This window comes from Serratia proteamaculans (assembly GCF_013337185.1).
Classification (GTDB): domain Bacteria; phylum Pseudomonadota; class Gammaproteobacteria; order Enterobacterales; family Enterobacteriaceae; genus Serratia; species Serratia proteamaculans_D.
In genome coordinates this window covers 485,161-500,183 of the sequence record NZ_SWDE01000003.1, presented here as the reverse complement: position 1 = coordinate 500,183, position 15,023 = coordinate 485,161, and the positions used below count along the sequence as shown (strand labels likewise).

Here is a 15,023-nt window from a genome sequence, read left to right as displayed (position 1 = left end):
GAGTTGTGTTTTTATTCATTGAGAGTTATTTTTATGCACTCATAGTGCATAAATAAATCCAATGAATAACTTTTAATTACCGGGGATAGTGATGTTAAAACGCATAGTTCTGATTGGCGCCTGCCTGGCTGCCACCCTGTCGGCTTCTGCCCTGGCGGCAGAACCTACTTACGTCGTCGGCTCCGGCGGTACCTATCGTCCTTTCGAATTCGAAAACAGCAGCAAACAGCTGGAAGGCTTTGATATTGATATCATCAAGGCCGTCGCCAAGGCCGAGGGCTTCCAGGTCAAGCTGGTAAATACCCCCTGGGAAGGCATCTTTGCCACGCTGAACTCCGGCGATCGCGACATCATTATTTCCGGTATCACCATCACCGATAAACGCAAGCAAATGGTTGATTTCTCTGCCCCTTACTTCCCGGCGGAGCAGACCATCGTGGTTCCCAAAGACTCTACGGTGAACTCCATCGCCGCGCTGAAAGCGCTGAAGGTCGGCGTGGTGAACTCCAGCACCGGCGACATCGTGGTCTCCGACGTGCTGGGTAAAAACAGCACCGCCATCAAGCGTTTCGACAATACTCCACTGCTGCTGCAGGAGCTGTACGAAGACGGTATCGGCGCAGCCGTGGGCGACGTTGGCGTGGCCAAGTTCTACATCAAAACCCACCCGGAAAAAGAGTTCAAACTGGTGTCCGACGCCAAATTTGAACGTCAGTATTTCGGCATTGCCGTTGCCAAAGGCAACGATGAACTGCGCAGTAAGATCAACGCCGGCCTGAAGAAAATCATCGCCGACGGTACCTACGCCAAAATTTACCAGACCTGGTTTGACAGCAACGTACCGACACTGCCTGCCGAATAAGTCTTAAGTGACCGGAGCTCGCCCGAGCTCCGGAGCAACACTATCGTGAGAACACCGAGAAGGAACACCCATTGAATTTCCGTTGGGAGATTATCCAGGAATATGCCCCGTTGTTTATGGAAGGCGCCTGGATGACCATCAAATGCACCATTATCTGCGTGATACTGGGCACCACCTGGGGGCTGCTCCTGGGGTTAGGCCGCTTGGCGCAAGCGCCACACGGCATCTGGAAACCGATACTGCATTACGGCGTACAGTGGCCGGTGCGCATTTATATCAGCGCTTTCCGCGGCACGCCGCTGTTCGTGCAGATTATGGTGGTGCACTTCGCGCTGGTGCCGCTGTTTATCAACCCGCGTGACGGCCTGTTGGTCACCAACGGTCTGATGAGCAGTGATTTCGCCCGTGCATTGCGCTCCGACTACGGCGCGTTTCTGTCCTGCGTGGTGGCAATCACGCTTAACGCCGGTGCCTACGTCTCGGAAATTTTCCGCGCCGGTATTCAGTCTATCGATCGCGGCCAGATGGAAGCTTCGCGCTCGCTGGGCATGGGCTACGGCAAAACCATGCGCAAGGTGATCCTGCCGCAGGCCTTCCGTCGCATGCTGCCACCGCTGGGCAATAACGCCATTGCCATCGTCAAGGATTCCTCACTGGCCTCCGCCATCGGCCTGGCCGATTTGGCCTATGCCGCCCGGACGGTTTCCGGCGCCTATGCCACCTATTGGGAGCCCTACCTGACCATTTCGCTGGTCTATTGGGTCCTCACCTTCCTGCTTTCGCTGATGGTGCAACACATGGAAAAGAGGTTCGGGAAAAGTGATTCGCGTACATAACCTGCAAAAACAATTCGGCGAAAGCCACGTACTGCGTGGTATCTCCTGCGAGATCGCGGCCAACGAAGTGGTCTGCGTCATCGGCCCGTCCGGCTCCGGTAAAAGCACCTTTTTGCGCTGTATCAACGCGCTGGAGACGCTTTCCGGTGGTGAGATCCTGGTGAACGGTTTTGCCATCCACAGCCAGAAAACCGATATCAATAAAATGCGCGAGAGCGTGGGGATGGTGTTTCAGCGCTTTAACCTGTTCCCGCATATGACGGTGCTGGAAAACATCATTATGGCGCCGATGGGGGTGAAAAAGCTGTCTCGCGCCGACGCTACTCTGCGTGCAGAAGTGCTGTTGCGCAAAGTGGGTCTGTTGGACAAGATTGATGCCTATCCCAGCAGCCTGTCCGGCGGCCAACAACAGCGGGTGGCGATTGCCCGGGCGCTGGCCATGGAGCCGAAAATCATGCTGTTCGACGAGCCTACTTCAGCGCTTGATCCCGAGTTGGTCGGCGAAGTGCTGGCGGTGATGAAGTCATTGGCACACGAAGGCATGACCATGGTGGTGGTCACCCACGAGATGGGCTTTGCCCGCGAAGTGGCCGATCGGGTGTTGTTTATCGATCAGGGGATCATTCAGGAAGAAGGCACACCGCAGCAGATTTTCAGCAACCCTGCCAACCCGCGCACTCAGGCTTTTCTAAGCAAAGTTTTGTAACCTTCGGCACGGCTTTGCAATGCTTCGGGCGCAGGCAACTGCGCCCACTCTCTCACCAGCCGGTCAGAAAACTGAATACCAGCCAGAACAGACACAGCACGATAGCGCCGGTCAGCAGCAGCGTCAGGATCAGACGGCCGCGCAACAGCATGCTGAGCGTGATGCCAATCAGTACCGATACCGGCATCAGGGCCAGGAAGAACGGCCAGGTGTAGAGCAGGAAGAAGAGTGTGTTGGAACCGTAGACCACAAAGGGCACCGCGAACGCCAGCCAGTAGAAAACAAAGCCGCAGACGCCGCCCAGGAAAGAATAAGAGGGCTCCTCTTTCTCCTGGTTTGAGTCAATCAAGATAGGCGAGACATTTTGCATAGTGTTCCCTGGTTATTCGGCACGCTCTCCGGCGGGCTTAGCGTAAAAAGCGTATGGCGCAAAAACGCCACACGCTTTTCTGAATTCAGGGTTTGATAATAGCCCGACCACGCAGCACGTCTAACAATTGCGCAATCAAATTTGTTACCAATTGTTGGCCATCAAGGTGAATATCCGGCCGTTGCGGCGCCTCGTAAACCGAGTCGATTCCGGTGAAATTACGCAGCTCTCCGGCCCGGGCTTTTTTGTACAATCCCTTCGGATCGCGCTGCTCACAAATCGCCAGCGGCGTGTCGACGAACACCTCAATAAAGCGATCTTCATCGAGCAGTTCGCGCACCATCTGCCGTTCTGTGCGGTGCGGTGAAATAAACGCGGTGAGCACCACCAGCCCGGCATCCACCATCAGTTTGGACACTTCCCCCACACGGCGAATATTCTCGCGCCGATCGTCGTCGGAGAATCCCAGATCGCGACACAGACCGTGACGCACGTTATCACCATCCAGCAAATAGGTGCTGACGCCAAGAGCGTGCAGCGCCTGTTCCAGCGCACCGGCAACGGTGGATTTACCCGAGCCGGACAGCCCGGTAAACCACAGCACCACGCCTTTATGGCCGTTACGGACTTCGCGATCCGCACGCGCTACCGCATGCGGATGCCAGACCACGTTGTCATCATCCGGCCCGGTTGATCGTTGCTCTACGTCGGTCACGTTACTTGCCCCCGATCAGGTCGCGTGCGCCCCAATGCGGGAAGTGTTTACGCACCAGGGCATTGAGTTCCAGCTCGAATGCGCTGAAGTCTCCAGCAGCCGCCTGAGCATCCTGCAAGGTTTCGCGGATCAGCCCGGCGCCAACCGTGACGTTACTCAGGCGATCGATAAAGATCAATCCGCCGGTGTCATGATTACGCTGATAGCTGTCCAACACCAACGGTTCGTCGAAGGTCAGTTCCACCAGGCCAATGCCGTTCAGCGGCAAGGTGTCGGCCTGATGCTGGGCCAGCGAGTTGATTTCAACCTGGTGGCGAATGCCTTCCACCCGTGCGCGAGTCTTTTTGCCAGCGACCTTGATGTCGTAGCTCTGCCCCGGTAACAGCGGCTTCTCGGCCATCCACACCACGTCAACCAGTGCGCTTTGCGCCGCCTGCAGGGTTTCCCCGGCATCGACCAGCAAATCGCCGCGGCTGATGTCCACCTCATCCTTCAGCACCAGCGTGATGGCCTCACCCGGTACCGCTTCCTGCAAGTCACCATCAAAGGTGACAATACGTGCAACGGTGGATTCCACGCCGGAAGGCAACACCTTCACACGCTGGCCCACGCGTACCACACCGGCCGACAAGGTGCCGGCATAGCCACGGAAATCCAGATTTGGACGGTTAACATATTGCACCGGGAAGCGCAGCGGTTGCGTTTCGCGCTCGCTGACAACATCCACGCTTTCCAATACCTGCAGCAGCGTTGGGCCGTTGTACCAAGGCATCTGGGTGCTTTCGCTGGCCACGTTATCGCCATCGAGTGCCGACAGCGGGACAAACTTGATGTCCAGATCGCTTGGCAACTGCTGAGCAAAGGTCAGATAGTCCTGCTTGAACTGCTCGAATACCGACTCTTTGTAATCCACCAGATCCATCTTGTTGACCGCCACCACCAAATGGCGAATGCCGAGCAACGTGGCGATAAAGCTGTGTCTGCGAGTTTGATCCAGCACCCCTTTACGCGCGTCGATCAGCAAAATGGCCAGATCGCAGGTGGAGGCACCGGTCGCCATATTGCGGGTGTACTGCTCATGTCCCGGTGTATCGGCGATAATAAATTTGCGCTTTTCAGTCGAGAAATAGCGATAGGCCACGTCAATGGTGATGCCCTGCTCACGCTCGGCCTGCAGGCCGTCGACCAGCAATGCCAGATCGAGTTTTTCGCCCTGGGTGCCAATGCGCTTGCTGTCACTGTGCAGCGTGGACAGCTGATCTTCGTAGATCTGGCGGGTATCGTGCAGCAGGCGGCCGATCAGGGTGCTTTTACCGTCGTCGACGCTGCCGCAGGTCAGGAACCGTAACAGACTTTTATGTTGCTGCGCGTGCAGGTAGGACTCGACCCCGCCCTGTTCAGCGATTTGTTGGGCAATTGCCTGGTTTTGCGAAACTATAGTGTTCATCCGGCGGCTCCTTAGAAATACCCTTGACGCTTTTTCAGTTCCATCGAGCCGGACTGATCGCGGTCGATCATCCGTCCCTGACGCTCACTGGTGGTGGACACCAACATCTCTTCGATGATTTCCGGCAGCGTTTGCGCTTCGGACTCCACCGCGCCGGTCAGCGGCCAGCAACCCAGGGTGCGGAAACGCACCATGCGCTGGCTGATCACTTCACCCGGCTGCAGATCGATGCGATCGTCGTCCACCATCAACAGCATGCCGTCGCGCTCTACCACCGGGCGGGGTTTCGCCAGGTATAAAGGGATGATGTCGATCTTTTCCAGGAAAATGTATTGCCAGATATCCAGCTCGGTCCAGTTCGACAGTGGGAATACACGAATGCTTTCGCCCTTGTTGATCTGGCCGTTGTAGTTGTGCCACAGCTCCGGACGCTGGTTCTTCGGATCCCAGCGGTGGAAACGGTCGCGGAAAGAATAGATACGCTCTTTGGCGCGTGATTTTTCTTCGTCACGGCGAGCGCCACCAAAGGCGGCATCAAAACCGTATTTGTTCAGCGCCTGCTTCAGACCTTCGGTTTTCATGATATCGGTATGCTTGGCACTGCCGTGAACGAACGGGTTGATGCCCATCGCCACGCCTTCAGGGTTTTTGTGTACCAGCAGCTCAAAACCGTACTCCTTGGCAGTGCGGTCACGGAATTGGTACATCTCGCTGAATTTCCAGCCGGTATCCACGTGCAGCAGAGGGAACGGCAGCGTACCTGGGAAGAAGGCCTTACGTGCCAGGTGCAGCATCACGGAGGAGTCTTTACCGATGGAATAAAGCATCACCGGGTTGCCGAATTCAGCGGCGACTTCACGGATGATATGGATACTCTCCGCCTCCAATTGCCGCAAATGAGTGAGTCGTTTTTCGTCCATAACAGATCCTTAAGCCAAATTCACGACGGCTGGGCGTGATACCCCTTCCGTCTGCGGTTGATGCCCAAACCAGGCGATTTGGTGATGTAATTCCACCACTTCGCCGATCACCAGCAGCGCCGGTAACGGTGCCTGTTGAGCCAATTGTTCGAGTTGTTGCAGCGTGCCGGTTTGCACCAGTTGGTCCGCCCGCGTGCCGCGGCTGATTACCGCCACCGGCGTAGTAGCCGCACGCCCATGAGCTATCAGGCGCTGGCTGATATCCGCCGCCTTCATGGTGCCCATGTAGATAGCCAGAGTCTGGCGCGCACGCGCCAAATCGGCCCAGTCCAGCCCATCGCCATCGCCATCGGGGCGACAGTGGCCGGTAATAAAGGTGACGCTCTGTGCGTGATCGCGATGCGTCAGCGGGATACCGGCATAGGCGGTTGCCCCGGCGGCGGCGGTCACACCCGGCACTACCTGGAACGGGATGCCGGCCTCGGCGGCCACCTGCAATTCTTCGCCACCGCGGCCAAAGATAAAGGGATCCCCCCCCTTCAGCCGCACCACACGTTTGCCCTGTTGCGCCAGTTCCACCAGCAGGCGGTTGGTTTCTTCCTGGATCACCGAGTGTGCGCCGGCGCGTTTGCCCACGCAGATGCGTTCGGCATCACGACGAACCAAATCAAGAATTTCATCGCTAACCAGATGGTCATACAGCACCACGTCGGCCTGCTGCATCACCTGCAGCCCGCGCAGGGTCAGTAACCCCACGTCGCCCGGCCCGGCCCCCACCAGGGCAATTTCGCCCTGAGTGCCTTCGCTGCCCTGTGCAAACTGCTCTAAGTCCTGCTCCAGTTGCCGCTGCGCCTCGGCGGTTTGGCCATTGGCCACCAGCGTTGCGAAGCGGCCGCCAAAGGTTTTTTCCCAAAAACGGCGGCGTTGGCCAATGGAATTCAGCCGTTGCTTTACCTGACCACGCCAGCGCCCGGCGACCTGAGCCATCTGGCCCAGACTGGCGGGCAACAAGGCCTCAAGTTTTTCACGCAGCATGCGTGCCAGCACCGGTGCCTGACCGCTGGAAGAGACGGCTACCACCAGGGGTGAACGGTCGATAATCGACGGGAAGATGAACGAACAGCGCGGCTGATCGTCCACTACGTTGGCCAGCACCCGGCGTTTATCCGCCTCGCTAAATACCTTGGCATTCAGCGCACTGTCATCGGTGGCGGCAATCACCAGAAAAACCTCATCGAGTTGCTCAGCGGCAAAAGCCTGCCCCAGCCAGTGGATTTTCCCCTGCTGACGAAGTTGTTCGAGTAACGGTGAGAGTGACTGCGCAACTATCCGTATTTCAGCCCCGGCGCGCAGGAGGAGGTCAACTTTGCGCGCAGCCACTTCACCGCCGCCAACGACCAACACCGGACGTTGTTTCAGGTCGGCAAATATAGGTAGATAGTCCACAACAGCCTTTTCATCTATGCGGGAAGATAGTGTGACTATACGGGCTGAGATTTAGCCTCTGAAATGACGAAAAGGAATGACTAGTTCTTTTATGGAATATAGGCCGCAGCATCAGGGTTTGCGGCGGTTAGATAGCCGGTAAGTCCGCGGCAATGATCCAGCCCAGGCAGGCGGATAGTGGCGGAAGTTAAAACCAAAATTTCGCGGCGGTCATACACAGCCCAGCGACAGCCAATATGGTACTAATCATCCATTTAGTCTGACTAACCATCCATTTGGTTTGATTAGTCATCTCTTTATGAACCAACCCGATCTCCCGGTGCAGCAATCCCACTTCCTTATGCAAGTCGCCTTTGGTGACAAACTCGGCTGAACGCATGGTCAGCGTCGCCAAATCGGTTTTGACCTGATTGAGAGTATGTTCCACATACTCGGCTTTCTTCTCTATCAGGCCGAACCTGTTATCGCACTTGTCCAGCATCAGGGTTTCTCCTTCGATCCGTATGAACCTTATCGCTGAATAATAAACCACACCATGGACAGGGTTAAATACCGATTCCTGTAATATGCCCAGCATTTCGCAAAGTATTTTGCTCGGCACAAGGTTCGATATCATTAGTTGCGCACAGCACCGAAATTTTGCCCGTGCCGCGTAAATTTAAGAGCGGTGGAAATTGTTTAATCTGCCGCCGAGTCTCATACTGAGAGCCGCAAAAGAATCGGTATGACCGACATTAAAAAGAAGGATTTTTCGGTATGTTTTCCCGCTTTTATCTGAAGGCCGGCCTGTTGGTGGCAGTGCTCGGCGGTGTTTTCAGCGTTTCTGCCGCCACACAGCCCGCGAAAGATCTCCCGATGGGTAAATTCGCCGCTGACCAAATCCGTCATATCGCGACCTATTTCCCCGGCCGTATGGCAGGCAGCCCGGCCGAATTGCTCACCGCAGACTATCTAAACCAGCAGTTCAGCAAGATGGGTTATCAGAGCGATATCCGCAGTTTTAAAACTCGTTACCTCTACACCAGCAAAGACGGCAAAAAGAACTGGAATAATGTTACCGCCAGCTCGGTGATCGCCGCTAAAAATGGCAGCAATCCGCAGCAAATTCTGATCGTGGCGCATTTTGATACCTATACGCCACAAAGCGACGCCGATCTGGATAACAACCTCGGCGGCCTGACGTTGCAGGGGGTCGATGACAATGCCTCTGGCATCGGCGTCATGCTGGAATTGGCAGAGCGTCTGAAGAACCTCCCCACGGCTTACGGCCTGCGCTTTGTCGCCACCAGCGCCGAAGAGATAGGCTCGCTGGGCGCACAGAACTATCTGCAGCGTATGAGCCCGGAAGAAAAACGCAATACTGTGCTGGTGATTAACCTCGACAGCCTGATCACCGGCGATCGTCTCTATTTCAACGCCGGTCGCAACACACCGCCGAAGTTGGTGAAGCAGAGCCGCGACCGCGCACTGGATATCGCCCACCGCTATGGCATCGCCGCTGCCACTAACCCGGGCAGCAAGGCGCATCCGAAAGGCACCGGCTGCTGTTCCGATCAGGAAGTGTTTGATAAAGCCGGTATTCCGGTGCTGTCCGTCGAAGCCACCAACTGGTCGCTGGGCAATAAAGACGGTTATCAGCAGCGTGCCGTCAGCCCGCACTTTCCGCAGGGCATGAGCTGGCACCGCCCGCAGTACGATAATCTGCAATACCTGGAGCGTAATTTGCCAGGGCGGATCGACAAGCGCAGCCGCGAGAGCGTGCAGATCCTTTTACCCCTGATCAAAGAGCTGGCGCAGGCACATCCGCCTAAAGTACCAAAGAAAAAATAGTCGTATCGGGGGCAAAATTCAGTACAAATTTTGTACCCAAAAGCTTGACTGAGTATACTGTTGCCAGGATTTCGCAGCAGGAGCCTGACTGATGAGCACACAAAAGACCCTGTCGCAGAAAGCGACGCGGGAAAGCCTCGGCTCTCCCGAAATTTTCAAGGGAGGTGTTTGGGTGACGAGAAATGGAACCGCTGAATTATTCGTTCAAACTGCAGCCGAGCGCCAGGAAGAGCTGGCTGCCTGGGAACGAGAACGGCAAACGCATGCTTTGCTGAAACTGACATTGAAGGCTAAACAGGATGTCACTGAAGGCAGAACACTTTCTGCCGAAGAGGCATTAAAAAGGTTACGCGCATCACGGGGGTAAGGATCACCACCATGTATGATGTTCACCTCACTAATACCGCATTGCAGTGCCTCAGTGATATTGAGTCTTTTAAAGCCATCACTCTCGGCCCACCGGGTTCGGCAAGATTCGTTGACACGATATTTGCCGAAACTCTCGAACATTTGCGCGTTGACCCACTACGCTGCCGTTATAACTCTCAGTTAGCCGAGTTTGGCCTGGCAGTACGTGAACGTCTGGATCGTCATGACTACCGCACGCTGTATGAAGTGACAGAAAATCGCGTAGATATTCTACTGATTTTGCATACCCGCCAAGATATCGGTGCAGCACTCTGGCGGCATATGCTACTGAATTAACAAGGGCCCAGCCAATGCTGAGCCCTTGGTCAGTTTAATCGGGTATTAGCCTTCGTGCAGGCCGCACTCGCGCTTCAGGCCGAAGAAGCGGGTTTCTTCCTCGCTCATGCCCGGTTCCCATTTCTGCGTGGTATGGGTATCCCCCACCGACAGATAGCCTTGTTCCCACAGCGGGTGGTAACTCAGGCCGTGCTCAGTCAGGTATTGATAAATCTTGCGGTTGTCCCAGTCGATAATCGGCAGGATTTTGAACACCCCGCGCTGTACCGCCATTACCGGCAAGTGAGCACGACTGCCCGACTGTTCGCGACGCAAGCCGGCGAACCAGGTCTGCCCGCCGAGGGTTTCCAGCGCGCGGTTCATCGGCTCAACCTTGTTGATTTGGTTGTATTTCTCAATACCCTCAACGCCCTGCTCCCACAGTTTTCCGTAGCGTGCTTCCTGCCAGGCAGGCGACTGCTCGGCGCGAAACACTTGCAGGTTCAACTTCAGCTTGTCAGCCAACTGATCGATAAACTGATAGGTTTCCGGGAACAGATAGCCGGTATCGGTGAGGATCACCGGGATATCCGGCTTGATCCGGGTTACCAAATGCAGACACACCGCCGCCTGAATGCCAAAGCTTGAAGAGAGTACAAACTCGCCCGGCAAATGCTCCAGCGCCCATTCGACACGCTGCTCGGCAGAAAGGGTTTCCAACTGACCATTAACCACCGCCAGTGCCAACGCCTGCCCTGATTTGGGCAGCGCATTGAGCTCCGCCAGATTAAATTCAGCCATGTTGCCTGCCTCCTGATGCTTGAATCATACCGCGCAAATCCAGCCCCCTGTGTCAGCGGGGCCAAATGGCGTCAGTCCCAGAAATCCTGCGCCGGATCAACCACCGGTTTGACCACACCGGCGCGAATGGTGAAATCACCAAAGCCCTCGCCTGCCGTGCGCTCAGTGGCCCAACGGCCTACCAGTTGGTCAATCTCTCGCAGAATTTCTTCTTCGTTAATATTTTCACGGTACATACGCGGTATACGCGTGCCTTCCCGGTTACCGCCCAAATGCAGGTTATAGCGGCCTACCGCTTTACCCACCAGGCCAATCTCCGCCAGCAGCGCGCGGCCACAGCCATTCGGGCAGCCGGTGATGCGCAGTACGATATGCTCGTCACCCACGCCGTGCCGATGCAGGATCCCTTCCACCTTGGTGACGAACTCCGGCAGGAAACGCTCGGCCTCCGCCATTGCCAACGGGCAGGTTGGGAAGGATACGCAGGCCATCGAGTTTTGGCGCTGTACGCTAACCCCATCGTCGATCAGACCATGATCCCGCGCCAGCGCTTCGATCTTCGCCTTCTCGCTTTCCGGCACGCCGGCAACGATCAGGTTCTGGTTGGCGGTCAGGCGGAAATCACCTTTGTGGACCCGCGCGATCTCGGCAACGCCGGTTTTCAGCGGGCGCCCCGGGTAATCCAACAACCGGCCGTTCTCAATAAACAGCGTCAGGTGCCATTGGTTATCAATGCCTTTTACCCAACCAATGCGATCGCCACGGCCGGTGAATTCGTACGGGCGGATCGGCTCAAATGTGATACCAGCACGTTTTTCTACTTCGGCGCGGAAAGTATCCACCCCGACGCGCTCCAGCGTGTATTTGGTTTTGGCATTTTTACGATCGGTACGATTACCCCAGTCGCGCTGGGTGGTCACTACCGCTTCGGCTACTGCCAACGTGTGTTCCAGCGGGATATAGCCGAACTCGCTGGCCTGGCGCGCATAAGTTTTCTTGTTGCCATGTTCAATCGACAGGCCGCCGCCCACCAGCAGGTTGAAGCCCACCAGCTTGCCGTTTTTGGCGATCGCCACAAAGTTCATGTCGTTGGCGTGCAGGTCAACGTCGTTCTGCGGCGGGATCACCACCGTAGTTTTAAACTTGCGTGGCAGATAGGTCGCACCGAGGATCGGCTCTTCGTCGGTGGTCGCCACTTTTTCCTGATCCAGCCAAACTTCTGCATAGGCGCGGGTGCGCGGCAACAGGTGTTCGGAAATCTTCTTCGCCCATTCATAGGCTTCCTGATGCAGTTCTGACTCCACCGGGTTAGAAGTACAAAGCACGTTACGGTTAACGTCGTTGGCGGTAGCCAGCGCGTCCAGCCCCAAACGGCCCAGCAGTTGGTGAACCGGCTTAACGTTGCCCTTCAAAATGCCATGGAACTGAAAGGTCTGGCGGTTGGTAATACGAATGCTGCCGTACAGGGTGCTTTCCTGCGCGAACTTATCAATGCCCAGCCACTGCTGAGGAGAAATAATCCCCCCCGGCAGACGACAGCGCAGCATCATCGCGTGGCGCGGCTCCAGCTTCTGCTCGGCACGTTCGGCACGGATATCACGGTCGTCCTGCTGGTACATGCCGTGAAAACGGATCAGCAAAAAGTTGTCACCGGTAAAACCACCGGTCAGACCGTCCTTCAAATCTTCAGCGATGGTGCCGCGCAGGAAGTTGCTTTCTTTCTTCAAACGCTCGGCATCGGCCAATTTGCCTTCAACCACCAGAGGCCCCGGGTGTTTATCACTCATCAGTAAACATCTCGCTGATAACGGCGCTCAAGGCGCAGCTCACTTAAAAATTCATCCGCCAGCTCGGTATCCATGCCACCGTGCTCGGCCACCAGTTCCAGTAATGTATTTTCCACGTCTTTTGCCATGCGGTTGGCATCGCCACAGACGTAGATATGCGCGCCTTCCTGGATCCAACGCCACACCTCTGCGCCCTGTTCGCGCAGTTTGTCTTGTACGTAGACTTTATGCTGTTGATCGCGCGACCAGGCCAGATCGATGCGGGTCAGCAGACCATCCTTAACATAGCGCTGCCATTCGACCTGATACAGGAAATCTTCGGTAAAGTGCGGGTTGCCGAAGAACAGCCAATTCTTGCCGCCGGCACCATCAGCGTCACGCTGCTGCATAAAGGCGCGGAACGGCGCAATGCCAGTGCCTGGGCCAATCATGATCACCGGCGTTTCCGGGTTGGCCGGCAGGCGGAAGTTGTCGTTGTGCTCGATGAAGACGCGCACATCGCCATCTTCTTCCAGGCGATCGGCCAGGAAGCTGGAAGCTCCGCCGGCACGAACACGGCCGTCGATGTCGTAGCGCACCACGCCAACGGTAACGTGCACTTCGTTTTCGTTCTCAGCCTGTGAGGAAGCGATGGAATACAGGCGCGGCGTCAACGGACGCAGCAGACCAATCAACTGTTCGGCGTTGAGATCGGCCGGAGCCTGACGCACCATGTCAACAATCGGCGTATTGTGCGCGTAATGCTGCAGCGCAGCTTTATCTGCCAGCAGACCAATCAGCTTCTCGTCACGCGACAGGGCCGCGTATTTGTCGACGATCAGCGTAGTGTTCTGCGTCAATTCGAAATGGCTGCGCAACGCTTGCGCCAACGGCAGGGTTTTACCTTCAACCTCCACCGGCTCGTCGCCTTTCAGCCACAGCAGTTGTACCAGTTCGTCCACCAGCGCAGGATCGTTATCGAACCAGACCCCCAGCGCGTCACCCGGTCGGTAGCGCAGACCAGAATCGCCCAGATCAATCTCGATATGGCGGACGTCTTTATCTGACGCACGGCCGGTAATTTTTTGTTTCACCGCCAGTTGCGCGGTCAGCGGCTGTTCTTTGCTGTACGGGCTGCTATCAAGTAGATCAACTGCGCCGCTGGCCAACACGCCCGGTGCGGCATTTTCCGCCGGCGCGCGTGCTTTCAGTACTTCCACTACCTGTTTACGCCAGGCCGTGGCCAGTTCCTGATATTCCACGTCGGCGTCAACCCGCTCAACCAGGCGCTCTGCCCCCAGTTCGGCCAGCTTGCCATCGAAATCTTTGCCCGACTGGCAGAAGTTTTCGTAGGAGGTGTCCCCCAGGCCGAATACCGCAAACGCGGTCTCATTAAGCTTGGGTGCCTTCTTCGAGAACAGGAATTTATGCAGCGCCACCGCCTCTTCCGCCGGTTCGCCTTCCCCTTGCGTAGAGGCGACGATCACCAGCAAACGTTCCTGGGCAATCTGCTTGAACTTGTAGTCACCGGCATTCACCAGGGTGACGCTCAGCTTGGCGGCCAACAGATCGTCGCGCAGCTGTTCCGCCAGGCGGCGTGCATTGCCAGTCTGCGAAGCAGAAATCAGCGTAATGCTGGCGGCAGCGGAAGCCACCGGCGCAATGGCAACGCTGCCAGGCTGTTGATTTACCATTCCCCAGAAATAGCCTGACAGCCACGCCAGCTGCGTTGGTGAATATTCACCAATCGCCGCCTGCAGGCGCGCCAGCTGTTCGGGCGTCAGCGGGAGCAAAGATGTTGGAGGTGCCTGAGTCGTCATTGCAGTACTTATTTCCTATACATGGCACCTATCCAGCCAGGTGCTCGCCAGTGTCAGCCGCTATTTTTTCGTTCGGTCTGCGGTCCTGAAAAGATCAGGAGAGTTTGTAAGGTTACCCAGCCGATTGGCAACGATTAAATAAGGGATAGCAATAAATAATAACTAAAATGACTAAGCTGTTTTTCTGGTAACGGATAGTGCTTAAAACGCTAAGCGGATTTTTTTATCCACATGAAAACAAAACCATTTTTTTGACGATTGTTGAATGAATCGCATTTGGCACTCATTACCCCAATCGATAGGTCGCGTTCACACCAAACAAAAAAAGTGTTAAGCCAACTTTGCTCGCGCTGCCGGTAGACCAAAGCGGTATAAATGGCAAGAAAGCTCCGTTTCCGGTAAACTTCGGCGGTTTTTGAGTCAATGAGGCCGTAATAATGGCAACCACGCTGTTTAAAGATTTTCAGTTTGAAGCCGCACACCGCTTGCCGAACGTAGCGGAGGGCCATAAATGCGGCCGTCTGCACGGGCATTCGTTTATGGTGCGTCTGGAAGTGACCGGTGAAGTGGATGCACACACCGGTTGGGTGATGGATTTCGCCGAGCTTAAAGCCGTGTTCTCCCCAATCTGGGAGCGCCTGGATCACAATTATCTCAATGATATTCCAGGATTGGAAAATCCCACCAGCGAAGTCCTTGCCGCCTGGATTTGGCAGCAGCTCAAACCCCAGTTGCCGGAACTGACTGCGGTGATGGTGAAAGAAACCTGTACCGCGGGATGCGTGTATAAAGGTTAAACTAAGGGCGCCCTATGGCGCCC

The 15,023-nt window shown here is 55.9% G+C and carries 16 protein-coding genes; 7 read left to right on the top strand and 9 right to left on the bottom strand.

Annotation, left to right across the window (positions count from 1 at the left end; translation table 11 throughout):
* Positions 1-91 precede the first annotated feature (91 nt).
* From FCL49_RS15870 to FCL49_RS15860, 3 genes are all read left to right on the top strand, one after another.
* A complete protein-coding gene (locus tag FCL49_RS15870; protein ID WP_174354310.1) occupies positions 92-862 on the top strand; it encodes a basic amino acid ABC transporter substrate-binding protein in 771 nt (256 codons plus the stop codon).
* A gap of 116 nt (positions 863-978) precedes the next feature.
* Positions 979-1,698, top strand: a complete 720-nt coding sequence (locus FCL49_RS15865) for an amino acid ABC transporter permease (RefSeq protein ID WP_049767937.1) — start codon at positions 979-981, stop codon at positions 1,696-1,698.
* The gene (locus tag FCL49_RS15860) at positions 1,682-2,404 is read left to right on the top strand and encodes an amino acid ABC transporter ATP-binding protein (protein WP_174354309.1); all 723 of its coding nucleotides are present in this window, start codon (positions 1,682-1,684) and stop codon (positions 2,402-2,404) included. The genes FCL49_RS15865 and FCL49_RS15860 overlap by 17 nt, the downstream gene beginning before the upstream one ends.
* A 52-nt stretch (positions 2,405-2,456) precedes the next feature.
* On the opposite strand, the gene FCL49_RS15855 is transcribed toward FCL49_RS15860, so the two are convergent.
* The 6 genes from FCL49_RS15855 to FCL49_RS15830 form a co-directional block, all read right to left on the bottom strand.
* A complete protein-coding gene (locus FCL49_RS15855) occupies positions 2,457-2,774 on the bottom strand; it encodes a DUF3561 family protein (RefSeq protein WP_012005269.1) in 318 nt (105 codons plus the stop codon).
* 85 nt (positions 2,775-2,859) lie between these two features.
* Entirely contained in the window at positions 2,860-3,489 is a 630-nt protein-coding gene (gene cysC, locus FCL49_RS15850) for an adenylyl-sulfate kinase (protein WP_174354308.1), read from the bottom strand.
* A 1-nt stretch (position 3,490) separates the two neighbouring features.
* A complete protein-coding gene (gene cysN / locus FCL49_RS15845; RefSeq protein WP_174354307.1) occupies positions 3,491-4,936 on the bottom strand; it encodes a sulfate adenylyltransferase subunit CysN in 1,446 nt (481 codons plus the stop codon).
* 11 nt (positions 4,937-4,947) lie between these two features.
* Positions 4,948-5,856, bottom strand: coding sequence for a sulfate adenylyltransferase subunit CysD (gene cysD, locus FCL49_RS15840; protein ID WP_012005266.1), 909 nt, complete (start codon positions 5,854-5,856; stop codon positions 4,948-4,950).
* Positions 5,857-5,865: 9 nt separating this feature from the next.
* Positions 5,866-7,302, bottom strand: a complete 1,437-nt coding sequence (cysG, locus tag FCL49_RS15835; RefSeq protein ID WP_174354306.1) for a siroheme synthase CysG — start codon at positions 7,300-7,302, stop codon at positions 5,866-5,868.
* A 187-nt stretch (positions 7,303-7,489) separates the two neighbouring features.
* Entirely contained in the window at positions 7,490-7,783 is a 294-nt protein-coding gene (locus tag FCL49_RS15830) for a hypothetical protein (protein WP_174354305.1), read from the bottom strand.
* A 275-nt stretch (positions 7,784-8,058) separates the two neighbouring features.
* Between FCL49_RS15830 and FCL49_RS15825 the strand changes: the two genes are divergently transcribed.
* The 3 genes from FCL49_RS15825 (at position 8,059) to FCL49_RS15815 (ending at position 9,837) form a co-directional block, all read left to right on the top strand.
* On the top strand, positions 8,059-9,132 hold the full coding sequence (locus FCL49_RS15825) for an aminopeptidase (RefSeq protein ID WP_174354304.1): 1,074 nt from the start codon (positions 8,059-8,061) through the stop codon (positions 9,130-9,132).
* A gap of 91 nt (positions 9,133-9,223) precedes the next feature.
* Complete coding sequence (locus tag FCL49_RS15820) at positions 9,224-9,499, top strand: hypothetical protein (protein ID WP_174354303.1); 276 nt, start codon at positions 9,224-9,226, stop codon at positions 9,497-9,499.
* A gap of 11 nt (positions 9,500-9,510) precedes the next feature.
* The gene (locus tag FCL49_RS15815) at positions 9,511-9,837 is read left to right on the top strand and encodes a type II toxin-antitoxin system RelE/ParE family toxin (RefSeq protein WP_174354302.1); all 327 of its coding nucleotides are present in this window, start codon (positions 9,511-9,513) and stop codon (positions 9,835-9,837) included.
* A 45-nt stretch (positions 9,838-9,882) separates the two neighbouring features.
* On the opposite strand, the gene FCL49_RS15810 is transcribed toward FCL49_RS15815, so the two are convergent.
* The 3 genes from FCL49_RS15810 to cysJ form a co-directional block, all read right to left on the bottom strand.
* Positions 9,883-10,617 carry a phosphoadenylyl-sulfate reductase gene (locus FCL49_RS15810; protein WP_174354301.1) on the bottom strand — a complete coding sequence of 245 codons (735 nt, stop codon included), beginning with the start codon at positions 10,615-10,617 and terminating at the stop codon, positions 9,883-9,885.
* 71 nt (positions 10,618-10,688) lie between these two features.
* Positions 10,689-12,404 carry an assimilatory sulfite reductase (NADPH) hemoprotein subunit gene (gene cysI / locus FCL49_RS15805; protein ID WP_174354300.1) on the bottom strand — a complete coding sequence of 572 codons (1,716 nt, stop codon included), beginning with the start codon at positions 12,402-12,404 and terminating at the stop codon, positions 10,689-10,691.
* Entirely contained in the window at positions 12,404-14,203 is a 1,800-nt protein-coding gene (gene cysJ / locus FCL49_RS15800; RefSeq protein ID WP_174354299.1) for an NADPH-dependent assimilatory sulfite reductase flavoprotein subunit, read from the bottom strand. The genes cysI and cysJ overlap by 1 nt, the downstream gene beginning before the upstream one ends.
* 437 nt (positions 14,204-14,640) lie before the next feature.
* Between cysJ and queD the strand changes: the two genes are divergently transcribed.
* Positions 14,641-15,000, top strand: coding sequence for a 6-carboxytetrahydropterin synthase QueD (gene queD / locus FCL49_RS15795; RefSeq protein ID WP_012005257.1), 360 nt, complete (start codon positions 14,641-14,643; stop codon positions 14,998-15,000).
* Positions 15,001-15,023 lie beyond the last annotated feature (23 nt).

What these genes read in the sequence shown, in the direction of transcription:
- FCL49_RS15870 (WP_174354310.1), top strand. Translation starts at nt 92, where the DNA reads ATGTTAAAACGCATAGTTCTGATTGGCGCCTGCCTGGCTGCCACCCTG.
- FCL49_RS15865 (WP_049767937.1), top strand. Translation starts at nt 979, where the DNA reads ATGGAAGGCGCCTGGATGACCATCAAATGCACCATTATCTGCGTGATA.
- FCL49_RS15855 (WP_012005269.1), bottom strand. Translation starts at nt 2,774, where the DNA reads ATGCAAAATGTCTCGCCTATCTTGATTGACTCAAACCAGGAGAAAGAG.
- cysN (WP_174354307.1), bottom strand. Translation starts at nt 4,936, where the DNA reads ATGAACACTATAGTTTCGCAAAACCAGGCAATTGCCCAACAAATCGCT.
- cysD (WP_012005266.1), bottom strand. Translation starts at nt 5,856, where the DNA reads ATGGACGAAAAACGACTCACTCATTTGCGGCAATTGGAGGCGGAGAGT.
- FCL49_RS15830 (WP_174354305.1), bottom strand. Translation starts at nt 7,783, where the DNA reads ATGCTGGACAAGTGCGATAACAGGTTCGGCCTGATAGAGAAGAAAGCC.
- FCL49_RS15825 (WP_174354304.1), top strand. Translation starts at nt 8,059, where the DNA reads ATGTTTTCCCGCTTTTATCTGAAGGCCGGCCTGTTGGTGGCAGTGCTC.
- FCL49_RS15820 (WP_174354303.1), top strand. Translation starts at nt 9,224, where the DNA reads ATGAGCACACAAAAGACCCTGTCGCAGAAAGCGACGCGGGAAAGCCTC.
- FCL49_RS15815 (WP_174354302.1), top strand. Translation starts at nt 9,511, where the DNA reads ATGTATGATGTTCACCTCACTAATACCGCATTGCAGTGCCTCAGTGAT.
- FCL49_RS15810 (WP_174354301.1), bottom strand. Translation starts at nt 10,617, where the DNA reads ATGGCTGAATTTAATCTGGCGGAGCTCAATGCGCTGCCCAAATCAGGG.
- cysI (WP_174354300.1), bottom strand. Translation starts at nt 12,404, where the DNA reads ATGAGTGATAAACACCCGGGGCCTCTGGTGGTTGAAGGCAAATTGGCC.
- cysJ (WP_174354299.1), bottom strand. Translation starts at nt 14,203, where the DNA reads ATGACGACTCAGGCACCTCCAACATCTTTGCTCCCGCTGACGCCCGAA.
- queD (WP_012005257.1), top strand. Translation starts at nt 14,641, where the DNA reads ATGGCAACCACGCTGTTTAAAGATTTTCAGTTTGAAGCCGCACACCGC.